General features: G+C 67.5%; 13 protein-coding genes. 6 read left to right on the top strand and 7 right to left on the bottom strand.

Translation table 11 applies throughout. The features are described 5' to 3' along the window. Positions 1–581, top strand: a 581-nt coding sequence (locus MRBLAR12_RS12415; protein WP_364746398.1) for an enolase C-terminal domain-like protein, incomplete at its 5' end; no start/stop codon positions are given. A 139-nt stretch (positions 582–720) separates the two neighbouring features. On the opposite strand, the gene MRBLAR12_RS12410 is transcribed toward MRBLAR12_RS12415, so the two are convergent. From MRBLAR12_RS12410 to MRBLAR12_RS12400, 3 genes are all read right to left on the bottom strand, one after another. Continuing rightward, the gene (locus MRBLAR12_RS12410) at positions 721–930 is read right to left on the bottom strand and encodes a hypothetical protein (RefSeq protein WP_229995799.1); all 210 of its coding nucleotides are present in this window, start codon (positions 928–930) and stop codon (positions 721–723) included. 201 nt (positions 931–1131) lie between these two features. Continuing rightward, the gene (locus tag MRBLAR12_RS12405; RefSeq protein ID WP_364746396.1) at positions 1132–2295 is read right to left on the bottom strand and encodes a cyclase family protein; all 1164 of its coding nucleotides are present in this window, start codon (positions 2293–2295) and stop codon (positions 1132–1134) included. Next, on the bottom strand, positions 2292–3929 hold the full coding sequence (locus MRBLAR12_RS12400) for a purine-cytosine permease family protein (protein ID WP_364746394.1): 1638 nt from the start codon (positions 3927–3929) through the stop codon (positions 2292–2294). Before MRBLAR12_RS12400 ends, MRBLAR12_RS12405 begins: the two co-directional genes overlap by 4 nt. A gap of 280 nt (positions 3930–4209) precedes the next feature. Between MRBLAR12_RS12400 and MRBLAR12_RS12395 the strand changes: the two genes are divergently transcribed. Beyond that, on the top strand, positions 4210–4992 hold the full coding sequence (locus tag MRBLAR12_RS12395) for a phosphatase PAP2 family protein (RefSeq protein WP_229995802.1): 783 nt from the start codon (positions 4210–4212) through the stop codon (positions 4990–4992). A gap of 6 nt (positions 4993–4998) precedes the next feature. Here MRBLAR12_RS12395 and MRBLAR12_RS12390 read toward each other — a convergent pair whose 3' ends face one another. Beyond that, positions 4999–5286, bottom strand: a complete 288-nt coding sequence (locus tag MRBLAR12_RS12390; RefSeq protein WP_229995803.1) for a MerR family transcriptional regulator — start codon at positions 5284–5286, stop codon at positions 4999–5001. Between the two features lie 135 nt (positions 5287–5421). On the opposite strand from MRBLAR12_RS12390, the gene MRBLAR12_RS12385 reads away from it, so the two are divergent. Both MRBLAR12_RS12385 and MRBLAR12_RS12380 read left to right on the top strand, forming a co-directional pair. Then, on the top strand, positions 5422–5850 hold the full coding sequence (locus MRBLAR12_RS12385; RefSeq protein WP_290369409.1) for an Hsp20/alpha crystallin family protein: 429 nt from the start codon (positions 5422–5424) through the stop codon (positions 5848–5850). 67 nt (positions 5851–5917) lie between these two features. Beyond that, positions 5918–6301: a J domain-containing protein gene (locus MRBLAR12_RS12380; protein WP_364746391.1), complete on the top strand. Its 384-nt coding sequence runs from the start codon at positions 5918–5920 to the stop codon at positions 6299–6301. A gap of 82 nt (positions 6302–6383) precedes the next feature. Here MRBLAR12_RS12380 and MRBLAR12_RS12375 read toward each other — a convergent pair whose 3' ends face one another. Next, a complete protein-coding gene (locus MRBLAR12_RS12375; protein WP_356815859.1) occupies positions 6384–6941 on the bottom strand; it encodes a TspO/MBR family protein in 558 nt (185 codons plus the stop codon). Between the two features lie 116 nt (positions 6942–7057). On the opposite strand from MRBLAR12_RS12375, the gene MRBLAR12_RS12370 reads away from it, so the two are divergent. Beyond that, positions 7058–8590 carry a GH1 family beta-glucosidase gene (locus tag MRBLAR12_RS12370; RefSeq protein ID WP_364746389.1) on the top strand — a complete coding sequence of 511 codons (1533 nt, stop codon included), beginning with the start codon at positions 7058–7060 and terminating at the stop codon, positions 8588–8590. Here the strand turns inward: MRBLAR12_RS12370 and MRBLAR12_RS12365 are convergent. Both MRBLAR12_RS12365 and MRBLAR12_RS12360 read right to left on the bottom strand, forming a co-directional pair. After that, a complete protein-coding gene (locus MRBLAR12_RS12365) occupies positions 8587–9654 on the bottom strand; it encodes an App1 family protein (RefSeq protein ID WP_229995806.1) in 1068 nt (355 codons plus the stop codon). The genes MRBLAR12_RS12370 and MRBLAR12_RS12365 overlap by 4 nt on opposite strands. Before the next feature lie 74 nt (positions 9655–9728). Next, entirely contained in the window at positions 9729–10544 is an 816-nt protein-coding gene (locus MRBLAR12_RS12360; RefSeq protein WP_414645508.1) for a DUF72 domain-containing protein, read from the bottom strand. Positions 10545–10670: 126 nt separating this feature from the next. Here MRBLAR12_RS12360 and MRBLAR12_RS12355 point away from each other — a divergent pair, with 126 nt between their 5' ends. Further along, on the top strand, positions 10671–12524 hold the full coding sequence (locus MRBLAR12_RS12355) for a glycoside hydrolase family 15 protein (protein ID WP_364746386.1): 1854 nt from the start codon (positions 10671–10673) through the stop codon (positions 12522–12524). Positions 12525–12618: the final 94 nt, after the last annotated feature.

Below are 12618 nucleotides of genomic sequence, written 5' to 3'. Positions count from 1 at the left end.
ACGGGCACCACCGGATGACCCCGATCCAGGCCGCGAAGCTGGGCAAGGCGCTGGAACCCTACGACCTGTTCTGGCTCGAGGACTGCACCCCGGCCGAGAACCAGGAGGCGCTGCGCCTGGTCCGGGCACACACCACCACCCCGCTGGCGATCGGTGAAATCTTCAACACCGTCTACGACTACCAGAGTCTGATCAAGGAACAGCTGATCGACTACGTGAGGGCCGCGTCCACCCACTTCGGCGGGATCAGCCCGCTGAAGAAGGTGATGGACTTCGCCGCGCAGTACCAGATCAAGTCCGGCTTCCACGGCCCCACCGACATCTCCCCGGTCGGGTTCGCCGCGCAGCTGCACGTCGGCCTGGCGATCCACAACTACGGCATCCAGGAATACATGCAGCACTCGGATGCGACCAACGAGGTCTTCGAACAGTCCATGACCTTCGTGGACGGCTACCTGCACCCGGGAGACAAGCCCGGCATCGGCGTCGACTTCAACGCCGAAGCCGCCGCCGCCTACCCCTACCAGCAGGCCTACCTGCCCTACAACCGCCTCGTCGACGGCACCGTCCATGACTGGTGAACCGGCCATGACTGGTGACCGGCGCTGATGGTAACCGGCCCCTGAAACGCCAAAAAGGTCCCGGGCGGCGAGTCGATGCTCTGCCGCCCGGGACCTGGCTCTTTGAAGTCCGGCTCTCGGCGTCCGGTCTACCGGTGGCTCAGTGAACGAGCTCGCGGGTCATGCCGTAGGGGACCTTGTCGGAGAGGGCCGCGGTGTAGTGGCCCGGCTTGTGCCGCGTGAGCAGAATGCCGTGCTTCCCCGTGGTCATGGCGAGCTGCTGCAGCCCGCGGACGGCGTCGTTGAGTCGTTCGTCGAGGACGTGGCGGTTGTCGACTTGGATCTCAATGGACTCGGTAATCGTGGTCATCGCTCTGTCTTTCTTGGAGTACTTCTAGTCGGCCCCAATGGATTCAGGAACAATAACGTCATATTTATTGACCCGTCAAATCACCACGCCGTGTCTGAGCGCAGGCCGTGCGGACGCCAAATGCCCGCACGTAGCGGCCCTGGCGGTTGACCTGCAGATCCATCCCGGCCCCGGCTGTCCCAGTGAGTCTGGTCACCCGGATCACTGGGGGCAGGCCGAGAGGTGCTCGTGGACGCAAACGATGCTGCCGTCCGGGGCCCGGGAGAAGATGATGGTCTCCCGTTCATCGCTCGTATCGCGGCCACCTTCCCGGTCAATCTGGACTGTCGTGGCCACGCGGTGGGAAAACACCGCGGTAGCCCCCAGAAGCTGGATGTCCTGCTCGCTGCTCCGGCATTCGAGCACGCGCCAGCCGCCGGCGAGCCAGTTGTCCCAGAGAGCGCGGTAGGCGGACCGGGAACCAAGGCTCTGGGCTTCCGGATGGAAGATGAATGTCGCCTGGGGGCTGAAGGCGGCAAAGTAGGCTTCGGTGTCCGTGGCCGCGAAGGCGGCAACCAGGCGGTCCGCTGCGTCCTGCACCTCTTGGCGGCTGAGGGCGCGGATCACTGTCGGCTGCAGCGCCGTCGGGTACAGCACCGCCGGCTGCAGTTCCGGAGCCGGCAGCCGCCGTGCCACGGCCCGGATCGGGGCACCGTCGGCCCCGGGGATATTGAGTGGAAAGAGGAAGACCTCGACGTCGGATCCTGCTTCTCTGGCCCGCTGGACCTGCTCCAGCCCGGTGAGGTTTTCTACGATAATGCAGCCGTTTCCGGCCAGGATGGCGTGAGCTGGGAAGCTGCCGTCCGCCGGCTTGCCGTCCGAAGCGCCGGGGGAGCTGGGATCCACGCTGAGGGCGTCCAGGCCTACGGCGCGGTAGCCGCGGTCCACGATCAGCTGCGCCGCCGCGGCGTCGAGCCACGGGTGTTTGAGGTACTCGTCGGTTCCCCAGGCCGCGGCGCAGCCGGTGTGCAGCAGGAGGATCCTCGCTGGATTCCCAGGTTCCCCGGGATTCCCAGTCATGCCCGCCGGGGCGATCCCTGCCAACTGCGCGGCGGTGATGGCGCCGCCGCGGGCCACGCCCCGGATGTCCACGATTTCGGCGACGCCGCCGAAGAGGGAGAGCGGCAGCTCGTCCAGGGCTGCCCAGCCGTCGCCCACATGCAGGGGTGCGTCTGCGTGGGTGCCCGAATGGGAGCCCATGGCGAGGGAGAGCACGTTGGCGCCGTCGGCCTCCACGGTCAGTGCCGATGCGATCCGGACCTCTGGGTCGCCGGGGTAAACAGGCATTCCGGTGCGCAGCGGAACGCTGAGATCGAACCACGTCACGGCTGGCTCACCAGCTCCGGGTCCCGGTCGCCGGACGAGCCCGGCGCGGCTGCCTCCTGGGGTGCGGCAGGGACGGTGTTGCCGGCCGCATCCATGACCGGCGGCACCGGTGTGTCCTTCGAGGGGATCCAGCGCGGCCCGGCGGCCGGGAACACTCCGCGCGGCTCCGGGAAAATCCACAGCAGCCCGAGGTACAGAACGGCCGCCAGCGCCAGCGATGCCGGCAGGCTGATGTCCACACCGCCCGCCAGATTGCCCAGGGGCCCCTGGAACTGGCCGGGCATGTTCACCAAACTCAGCCCTGCCCCGGCGCTGACCAGCCAGGCAGTCATGCCGCGCAGGTTCCAGCCGTGGTTGAACCAGTACCGTCCGCCACTCTGGCGCCGGTTGAACACCTGGAGGGCATCGGCGTCGTACCAGCCGCGGCGGGTGATGAAGCCGATGAGCATGACCACCATCCACGGCGCGGTGCAGGTCACGATCAGGGTGGCGAATGTGGAAATGCTCTGGACAAGGTTGAAGGCGAAGCGGCCGGCGAAGATGAACACGATCGCCAGGGTCCCGATGAACAGGGTGGCCTGGACCCGGTTGAACCTCGGGAACACGCTGCTGAAATCAAGGCCGGTGCCGTACAGCGAGGACGCCCCGGTGGACATGCCGCCGATCAGGGCGATGGCGCAGAGCGGCACGAAATACCAGGCCGGGGAAATCGCCAGCAGTCCGCCGACGTAGTTCGGCGCCGCCGGATCCATGAATTCCGGTGCCTTGGTGGCGATGATGGACGCCGTGGCCAGGCCAAAGACGAACGGGATAAGGGTGGCCAGCTGGGCGAGCAGCGCCGCACCCATGACCCGGCGCTTCGGTGTGGCGGTGGGGATGTATCGCGCCCAGTCGCCCAGGAACGCGCCGAACGAGATGGGGTTGGACATGACGATCAGGGCCGCGCCGATGAAGGCCGGGATGAATCCCGCGATGCCGACGCCGTCGAATCCGGTCCCGAAGGAGCCCTCGAAGTTCAGGTTGAGGTCGCCCGCGAAGGCGATGAAGCCGACAACGAACAGCAGGGTGGCCGCCGTGACGGCAATCTTGTTCACCAGCAGCATGAACTTGAACCCGTAGACACAGACAACCAGGACGAGTCCACCAAAGAGGCCGTAGGCGACGGCGAACGAGCCCATGTCCTGCGGCAGGCCAACCAGCCGGTTCAGGCCGCCGACCAGGGCATCGCCGGAACTCCAGACCGAGATGGAGAAAAATGCCAAGGCAGTTAGCAATGACAGGAATGATCCGACCACCCGGCCGTGCACGCCCAGGTGGGCTGAGGATGACACTGCGTTGTTGGTCCCGTTCGTGGGGCCGAAGACGGCCATGGGTGCCAGCAGGAGGGCGCCGACAACCAGGCCCGTCACCGTCGCGGCGAGTCCCTGCCAGAATGACAGGCCGAAAAGGATCGGAAATGCGCCCAGGAAGGCCGTGGCGAAGGTGTTGGCCCCGCCGAACGAAACCCTGAACAGGTCAAGGGCGCTCGCATTGCGGTCCTTCTCGGGTATCCGCTCGATGCCGTAGGTCTCCACCTCGGTGACCTTTCCGGGGTTCCGCCCCGCGCGGGCATCAGCAGGCTGTTCCTCGACCATTGTTGTTCTCCATCCAGCTCATCATTGATTCCGCAAGAGTTGCTTAGTAAGCATCACAAGTTGTCTTGGAGGCTACCTTGTTAATTTGGGAGGCTACACTGTGAAGCGGCTCACAGCAACGTCCTGCCCCGTCCGGGCCGGCAGGTTACGGAATCCGGCGGCCGGGCCACACCTCTACGGGGGAGATCCCGTCGGGCCATTTGCCTACCACCGCGCAAATAACAGGGGATAATCTTCAGCGGGGACTATCCACAACACGGCGCAAAGGCGGCACGGCGACATGGCAGAGGCTCAAACAGGTAAACCGCAGGGCCGGTGGCGGACCTTCCACGAAAAGTTCGTCGTGGAAGAGCGGTACATGAGCGCCACGGCGCGCCGGAATCTGTATCTCACGGCCGTCGCCCTGATGATCACGGGCGTCGTGCTGTTCGTGGTAATCCTCGCAAGTGTCCTCCAGCACGGCGGCCTGTCGGCGGCGGACGAGCCTACCCGGTCCTGGCTCCTGACCCTGCGTGGGGAACCTGCCACCACCATCATGATCATTCTGGCGATCGTCTTCGGCCCCATCGGCCTGCCGATCATTGTCCTCGTCGTGACTGTGGCCTGGGGCTTGCTGGCCAAGCACGCCTGGCGGCCGATGCTCCTGGCCGGCGCCATGCTGACCGGGGTGATCCTTGCGCAGGTGATTGGCCGCATCGTGGAACGCCAGCGTCCACCCGTGGAGCTCATGCTCTTCGGTGCCGACACCACGTTCTCCTTCCCTTCCGGTCACGTCCTGGGCGCGTGCGATTTCCTGCTGGTCACCACGTTCCTGGTCTTCTCGCGCCGGAAGAGTCCCTGGGCCGCCGTCGTCGCCTTCATTGTGGCGGGGATCGGCATGTTCTTCGCAGCAATCAGCCGCCTCTACCTCGGCTATCACTGGCTGACCGATGCCCTGGGCGCCTTCTCCATCTCGCTGGTGGTCCTGGGCGGGGTCATTGCGCTGGACACCTGGCGGACGGCCCGGATCCGGGGCGAACAGATCACGGGAACGCTCTCCACCGCCGACGCCGGCCAGGACTGAGCACCGTCAGCGGCCGCGCGCCCGCTTGAGCTCGGCCCGCAGCCGGGCATTGGCTTCCTCCAGTTCCATCACCTTGGCCACGCCGGCCAGGTTAAGGCCCTCCGCCAGGAGTTCGCCGATCCGCCGCAGCACCACAAGGTCGGCGTCGCTGTACTGCCGGGTGCCCCCGGCGGTGCGGTCCGGTGCGAGGAGTCCCCGGCGCTCGTAGAGCCGGATGTTCTGCTGCCCGGTGCCCACCAGCTGCGCCACTACGGAGATGGCGTACAGGCCTGAATCCGCGCCGCGGTCCGCCATGGTCCTCCTCCTGTCCGCAATTTTCCCTTGCAACAGTGTGCCACCGGTGCTATAAAAAATCTATACCCACCACTACAGAAAAATCGTGGTGGGTGTGGAAGGAATACAGACCAACTCGCACTGAAGGAGTGGGAAATGATGTTGATTCGGACGGACCCGTTCCGTGACTTTGACCGGCTCGCCCAGCAGGTGTTCGGGACGGTGGCACGCCCCGCGGCCATGCCCATGGACGCGTGGCAGGAGAACGGCGAATTCGTCGTTGCATTCGACCTCCCGGGGGTTAACGTCGACTCGATCGGGCTCGACATTGAGCGCAATGTCCTGACCGTCCGGGCGGAGCGGCGGGACCCGACGCAGCCCAACGTGGAGCTGACGGTTTCGGAGCGCCCCCGCGGCGTTTTCAGCCGCCAGTTGATCCTCGGGGACACCCTGGACACGGAAAACGTCAAGGCGCATTACGCTGACGGTGTCCTAACCCTCCGCATTCCCGTGGCGGAGCAGGCCAAGCCGCGGAAGATTGAAATAACCCGTTCGCAGGACAAACGGCAGGAGATCGGGAAGTAGCCCCCGGAGCCGGCGCCGAGCACGCACCACGGCGCCGGCCCCGGCCGTCAGCCCCGGAGAAATGACCATGCCCGGCAGCAACCCTGATCCCCGCGGCTACTACGCGCTGTTGCACATCTCGCCGGAGGCGAGCCGGCAGGAGATTGGCCGCGCCTTCCGGGCGCTGATGCGCCGGCACCATCCGGATATCGGTTATCCGGACATCGGCCCTCCCGACGGCAGTGACGCGGGCGGGATTCTGCAGGCCTTCGCCGTGCTGCGGGACGCCAGGACCCGGGCGGAGTATGACGCCGGCGGCGGGCGGCCTGACGTCCAGGACGGCACCTTGAATCACCAGAACGGCCGGAGCCACCATCCCGGCCCGGGCGGCCGCGACATCCCGGTGCGCATCGTCCGGCGTCGGGATCCCCTTGTGCGCGTGCTCCCCGTTCGCTGGGAACCCGGGCCGTGACGGGGACACTGTTGCCCGGGCCGCTGACCGGAGCGGAAGAAGCGGGACAGGAAGGACGTCGGGGTTCAATTGCTGGCAGGGTTCAGTTGCTGGCGGCGGCGTAGGCGTTCAGGGTAAGTGAGAACACAATCCACGAGACGTACGGCAGCATGAGCAGGCCGGCTGCCCGGCTGATGAGGCCGAACCGGACCACGGTGGCGGCCGCGGCCACGGCATGGGCGGCGATGACCAGGAGAGCCAGCCAGAGGGCGGCCGAGCCGACCATGGGGTACATGCCGAAGAACAGGGGCGCCCAGGCGAGGTTCACGAGCAGCAGGATGCCGTAGACGGTCATGGCGCCTCGGCTGCGCCCGGAGGAGGCAAGCCCTGTTCCCCGGCGCCAGACCAGCCACGCCGCCACCGCCATGGTTGTATATAGCACCGTCCAGACCGCTCCGAAGGCCCAGGCCGGGGGAGTCCACGGAGCCTTGTCCGCCGCCGCGTACCATCCGCCGGCGTTCCCGATGATGACCAGCGACGCCACAAAGGACACCCCATGGGAGACCGCGAGGAAGCAGAGGAGAGCTGCTGCCTGCCGGCCGGGGCCGGGCGTCGCCGGGGCCGGCCGGCGGTTGACGCCTTGTTCAATTGTCAGGTGCACTGATCAACAGTGGCCGTCGGCATCGCGTCCGTCAAACGGCCCGGGTCGTGGCGCCCGCCCCCGGGGAAGCCTAAGATCAGTCAACCAACTCCTGAAACTACATAGAGGTCCCGTCGATGAACGCTTCCGCCAAGGATCTGGCTTCCCTTCTTCCGCCCGGCTTCACCCTGGGCGTGGCTACATCCGCCTTCCAGATCGAGGGCGCACTCGATGAAGACGGCCGCGGCCCCACCGGATGGGACGTCTTCGCCGCGAAACCGGGCTCGATCGTGGAGGACCACAGCCCGGCCGTCTCCTGCGACCACTACCACCGGATGCCAGAGGACGTGGCACTGATGAAGGACCTGGGGATCGATTCGTACCGGTTTTCGTTGTCCTGGTCCAGGATCCAGCCCGGCGGCAGCGGGCCCGTGAACCCCGCCGGACTGGACTTCTATGACCGGCTGATCGACCTGTTGCTCGCCAACGGTATTTCCCCCATGGCGACGCTCTATCACTGGGACACCCCGCTGCCCCTGGATAAGGCCGGCGGGTGGATGAACCGGGATACGGCCTACCGGCTGGGGGACTTCGCCGGCATCGCCGCGGCCGCCTTCGGGGACCGCGTTAGCCGCTGGGTGACTGTCAACGAGCCCGCCACGGTCACCACCAACGGCTACGCCCTGGGCATGCATGCGCCCGGCGAGGCACTCATGCTCAAGGCCCTCCCCAGCGTGCACCACCAGTTGCTGGGCCACGGCCTGGCACTCCAAGCGTTGCGTGCGGCCAAGGTACAGGGCGAAATCGGCATTACCAACGTGTACTCACCGATGGTCCCGGCCACCGCCAACCCGCTGGACGCGGTCAGCGCCGGACTCATGGATGTGGCGCAGAACCGGCTCTACGCTGACCCTGTACTGCTCGGCAAGTACCCGGACATCATTCGGGCCGCTACGTTCTTTTCATCGTCGTTCAGCCCCTCCAGCGAAGATATGGACCTGATCTCCCAGCCCCTGGATTTCTATGGCCTGAACTATTACATGCCCACCCGCGTCGGGGCGGGTCCGGGTGAGGGGACCGTGCCGCCCGGCATGGCCGAGGCCATGGGGGATGACCTCAGTGGGACACCCGGTGCGCCCTTCCACATCGCGCCGTTCCCGGACACCGAGACCACGGCCTACGGCTGGCCGGTCAAGCCCGAATACATGTCGGTTGCCCTGGCTGAGATGGCCGAGCGCTACCCGGATCTGCCTCCGGTCTACATCACCGAGGGCGGGGCCAGTTTCGAGGACGTGGTGGTCCAGTGTGTCGGGGCGGACCGCCGGATGGTTCCGGATGAACGGCGCCTGCGTTACCTCGCGGAGCACATCGGCACGGCCCTGGAAGCGACACGTCCCGGCGGTGCGGCCGAGGCCGTGGACCTTCGCGGCTACTATGTGTGGTCCTTCATGGATAACTTCGAGTGGTCCGCCGGCTACAAGCAGCCGTTCGGTCTGGTGCACGTCGATTTCGACACCCAGGTCCGCACACCGAAGGCCTCCTACTACTGGCTCCAGGAAGTTCTGGCGGCCCGGAACGCGGCGCCCGCCGCGCAGCCCGACGTCGGAAAGCAGGCCGACGTCGGGCAGCCCCGCCCCGGGGCCGACGCCCCTAAGGCAGCGACAACTTAGAGCAGATCCAGGTCCTGCAGGCCCTTGGCGAGTCCGGCGCCGTCGGGCGAGTAGAGCCACGGGACGGATGATTCCGAGTGGTCTCCTGTGTCGGAGTGGCCGCCGGCGAAGACGGCCTCGCTGGCCGAGAGCTGACGGATGCCGATCGCGGCGACCTGGTCCGGGTGTTCCTGCGCGAAGCCGGAGTAGATCTCTTCATCGTGCTGGCCGTTGTCGCCGAACAGCAGCCAGCGCATGTTCGGGAACTCCTGGGCCAGCAGCTCAAGGTTCCGCCGTTTGTGTTCCTGTCCGCTGCGGAACCAGCGGTCGTGGGTCAGTCCCCAGTCCGTGAGCAGCAGTGCGCCCGAGGGATAGAGGTTCCGGGCGATGAAGCGGGCCAGAGTGGGCGCTGCGTTCCACGGCCCGGTGGACAGGTAGATCACCGGCGCTTCCGGGTGTTCCACCTTGAGCCGATCCATCAGGACGGCCATGCCAGGTGTCGCCATCCGGGCGCGTTCGTTCAGGACGAAGGTGTTCCACAGCGCCAGGAAAGGCCGGGGGAGGGCCGTGACCATGATGGTGTCGTCAATGTCCGAGACAATGCCCAGCTTGGTGTCCGGGGAGATCACGAAAATCCTGGCCTCAACCGGTTCCGTTCCTTCGGCCCGCAGCACCGCCGTATGCCAGCCCGGGGCCAACGCCACGTGGACCAGGGTGTCTACCAGGCCGCCGCGGTCCGTATGCACGCGCGTGGTGACGCCGCCGATCTGGATCTCCACCTCGGTGAACTGAACCGGGACACTCGTGAAGGCGCGCCAGCCGCGGATGTTCTGGTTTCCGTTCAGGGCCAGGCGCTCCGCCTTGCTGCCGGGCACGGGCCTGCTGGTGAGGACCACGCGGCCCAGCAGCCTGACCCACTCTGTCGAACCGTAGCCCTGATAGGCGACGGTCTGCGGGATGAACTTCCAGCGGCGGGCCGTCTTGAGGCGAACCCCATTGACGGTGTCCGACACCCAATGGGCGAGCCGGAAGGCCCTGTTGCCGGACACGGGCAGCTGCTGCGCTGGTTGCGACGCCAATTCCATGCCTCCACTCTCCCACAGTGCCGGGCCGCGGCAGTGCCGGCGGGGTTCCGGGAGGCGGCGCCCGTGACTCCGGATTACCCAGGCGGCGGCTCATCCAGCAGCCGGCGCAGTGCGGTGGCGTTGCGGACGGCGTTGCCGCCGCCGTCGTTGTTGAAATAGGCGAAGACGTCCTTGCCGGCCGCCCGCCATTCGCGGATCCGCGCGGCCCACCAGTGCAGGTCCTCGTCCGGATACGATCCGCCGTAGAGGACGTCGCGGTCCGGGCCGTGAAGCCGGACGTAGACGAACGGTGCGGTCGCGCGCAGGACGCACGGGAGCCCGGCGCCGCTCATGATGCAGTAGGCCGCGCCGTAACGTTCCAGCACGGCGTAAACGCCGGCGTCGTCCCAGCTCGGGTGCCGGAACTCCACGCTGACACGGATCCACCCGGGCAGTGCCGCGAGGAAGTAGTCCAGCCGGGCATCGTCCCGCGCGAAGTCCGGGGGCAGCTGGACGAGCAGCACGGCCCGCTTGTCGCCGAGTTCGTGCCAGCACCGGGTGATCCGGTCCACCCAGGCCTCCGGGGCATAGAGCTTCTTTCCGTGGGTCAGGCCCCGGGGCGCCTTGACGGACAGGGCGAAACCTTCGGGCAGGCGGCGGCGCCACCCGGCAAACGAAGCCTCCCTGGGCCAGCGGTAGAAGCTGGCGTTCAGTTCCACGGTGTCGAAGCGGGCCGCATAGTGTGCCAGCCTGTCCCGGGCGGGCAGGCCTGGCGGATAGAGGACCCCTTCCCAGTGGTCATAGCTCCAGCCGGACGTTCCGATCCGCACAGTTCCTATGCGGCCGGTCCCTGTGTCGCCGGTACCTGTGTGACCGGCGCCGTCGTGCCAAGCGGCTTCGTGCCCTGCCATGCCCGGTCCCTTTCCCCCGCAGATAGTTCTCCCACGGATGGATCCTAGTCCTGCGGGCACTCCGGTGAGCCGGCTCCCGTTGCCCTCCCGTGCCGGGCGGGACTGTGGTGTGGCACTGTAAGTGTCATGGCCCGCATCGAGGATTACGCAATGGTCGGGGATCTGCACACCGCGGCCCTGATCAGCACCGAAGGCTCCATTGACTGGCTCTGCCTGCCCCGCTTCGACTCACCGGCCTGTTTCGGCGCGCTCCTCGATACCCCCGCGGCCGGCCGGTGGCTGCTGGCGCCGGCCGGCGGCGGCGAATGCACCCGGCGCCGCTACCGCAAGGGCACGTTGATCCTGGAAACCGAGTGGGACTTGCCCGAGGGCAAGGTCCGGATCATTGACTTCATGCCGCCGCGCGACGAAGTGGCGGATATCGTGCGGATCGTCGTCGGTGTCCGCGGCACGGTGCGGATGCGCGGCGAACTGGCGCTCCGGTTCGACTATGGCCATGTTGTGCCGTGGGTCCGCCACGACGAGCGCGGGATCCACGCCGTCGCCGGGCCCGACTCCGCCTATCTGGTGACCGAGGCGCCCCTGCGGGGCGAGCGGATGCACACCGTCAGCGACTTCACGGTCACGGCCGGGGACCGGGTGCCCTTCGTACTGACATGGAGCCCCAGCCACCGTCGCCGGCCGCGCTCAGTGAACCCGGAAGCGGTCCTGGCCTCCACCGAGGAGTTCTGGCTTGGCTGGTCGGCGAAGTGCAAGGTCACCGGGCCGCACCGTGACGCCGTCCAGCGCTCGCTGATCACGCTCAAAGCCTTGACCTTCGCCCCCACCGGGGGCATTGTTGCCGCCGTCACGACGTCCCTGCCGGAGGAGATCGGCGGCACCCGGAACTGGGACTACCGCTTCTGCTGGCTGCGCGACGCCACCCTCACCCTGCAGGCGCTGCTGGCCGCGGGCTACACGGAGGAGGCCGGCGCGTGGCGCGACTGGCTGCTCCGGGCCGTCGCCGGGGACCCGGCGGATTTGCAGATCATGTACGGCCTCCACGGTGAACGCCGGCTGCCGGAGCTCGAACTGCCGTGGCTGAAGGGCTATGAAAACTCCGCCCCGGTGCGTACCGGGAACGGCGCGGCCGGCCAGCTGCAGCTCGACGTCTGGGGCGAGGTGCTCGATTGCCTGTCCCTGACCCGGAACTCCCTCCTCAAACACACCGACGACGCCTGGGACGTCCAGGTGGCCCTCATGGAACATCTCGAGACAGCCTGGAGCCGGCCGGATAACGGGCTGTGGGAAATGCGCGGCCCGCAGCGCCACTTCACGCACTCCAAGGTGATGGCATGGGTGGCGGCGGACCGCATGGTCAAGGGGGTCCGGGACTTCGGCCTGACCGGCCCGGCGGACCGCTGGGAGGAGTTGCGTGACAGAATCCACGCCGAGGTCATGGCCAACGGGTTCGACGCCGAACGCAACACATTCGTGCAGTCCTACGGGCGGCCCGAGCTGGACGCCAGTCTCCTGCTGCTGCCCCGGGTGGGGTTCCTCCCGCCGGATGATCCGCGCATCATCGGAACCATCGACGCCGTCCAGCGCGAGCTGACGCACGACGGCTTCCTGCGCCGCTACCTGCCGGCGCAGAGCGACGACGGGCTTCCCGGCGAGGAAGGGGTGTTCCTGGCGTGCTCCTTCTGGCTGGTGGAGGCGCTGATCGGGGCGGGCCGGCGCCACGAGGCCGGGGAACTGTTCGAGCGCCTGCTGGCGCTGCGCAACGACGTCGGACTCCTCAGCGAGGAGTGGGGCGTCGAGGCCGGCCGTCAGCTGGGCAACACGCCGCAGGCCTTCAGCCACTTCGCCCTCGTGATGAGCGCGCTGGAACTGCAAGACGATGGCGTCCGCCGCAGCGACACCCCGCTGCGTGCGGGCGCGGGCGGGGCGCCTCCCCGGACCCGCAGATCGCCCCGCCCCGGACCCGCCCCGCGTCCCTGAGGCGCGCCCGCCCCCCGTGACGTGTGCCCGTGCCCGCAAACCCTGCCAGTGACCTGTCCCCGTGACCTCGGCCCGGCCGCCGGTGGGCTCCAGC

Origin of the sequence: Arthrobacter sp. LAR12-1-1.1, assembly GCF_040676555.1 — a bacterium.
GTDB lineage: Bacteria > Actinomycetota > Actinomycetes > Actinomycetales > Micrococcaceae > Arthrobacter.
The sequence above is the reverse complement of the archived record's forward strand: the minus strand, read 5'-3'. Positions and strand labels throughout refer to the sequence as shown.

Excerpts from the sequence above, each read along its gene's own strand:
- MRBLAR12_RS12360 (WP_414645508.1), bottom strand. The coding sequence starts at position 10,544 with ATGGCAGGGCACGAAGCCGCTTGGCACGACGGCGCCGGTCACACAGGT.
- MRBLAR12_RS12365 (WP_229995806.1), bottom strand. The coding sequence starts at position 9,654 with ATGGAATTGGCGTCGCAACCAGCGCAGCAGCTGCCCGTGTCCGGCAAC.
- MRBLAR12_RS12385 (WP_290369409.1), top strand. The coding sequence starts at position 5,422 with ATGATGTTGATTCGGACGGACCCGTTCCGTGACTTTGACCGGCTCGCC.
- MRBLAR12_RS12380 (WP_364746391.1), top strand. The coding sequence starts at position 5,918 with ATGCCCGGCAGCAACCCTGATCCCCGCGGCTACTACGCGCTGTTGCAC.
- MRBLAR12_RS12400 (WP_364746394.1), bottom strand. The coding sequence starts at position 3,929 with ATGGTCGAGGAACAGCCTGCTGATGCCCGCGCGGGGCGGAACCCCGGA.
- MRBLAR12_RS12390 (WP_229995803.1), bottom strand. The coding sequence starts at position 5,286 with ATGGCGGACCGCGGCGCGGATTCAGGCCTGTACGCCATCTCCGTAGTG.
- MRBLAR12_RS12355 (WP_364746386.1), top strand. The coding sequence starts at position 10,671 with ATGGCCCGCATCGAGGATTACGCAATGGTCGGGGATCTGCACACCGCG.
- MRBLAR12_RS12410 (WP_229995799.1), bottom strand. The coding sequence starts at position 930 with ATGACCACGATTACCGAGTCCATTGAGATCCAAGTCGACAACCGCCAC.
- MRBLAR12_RS12370 (WP_364746389.1), top strand. The coding sequence starts at position 7,058 with ATGAACGCTTCCGCCAAGGATCTGGCTTCCCTTCTTCCGCCCGGCTTC.
- MRBLAR12_RS12395 (WP_229995802.1), top strand. The coding sequence starts at position 4,210 with ATGGCAGAGGCTCAAACAGGTAAACCGCAGGGCCGGTGGCGGACCTTC.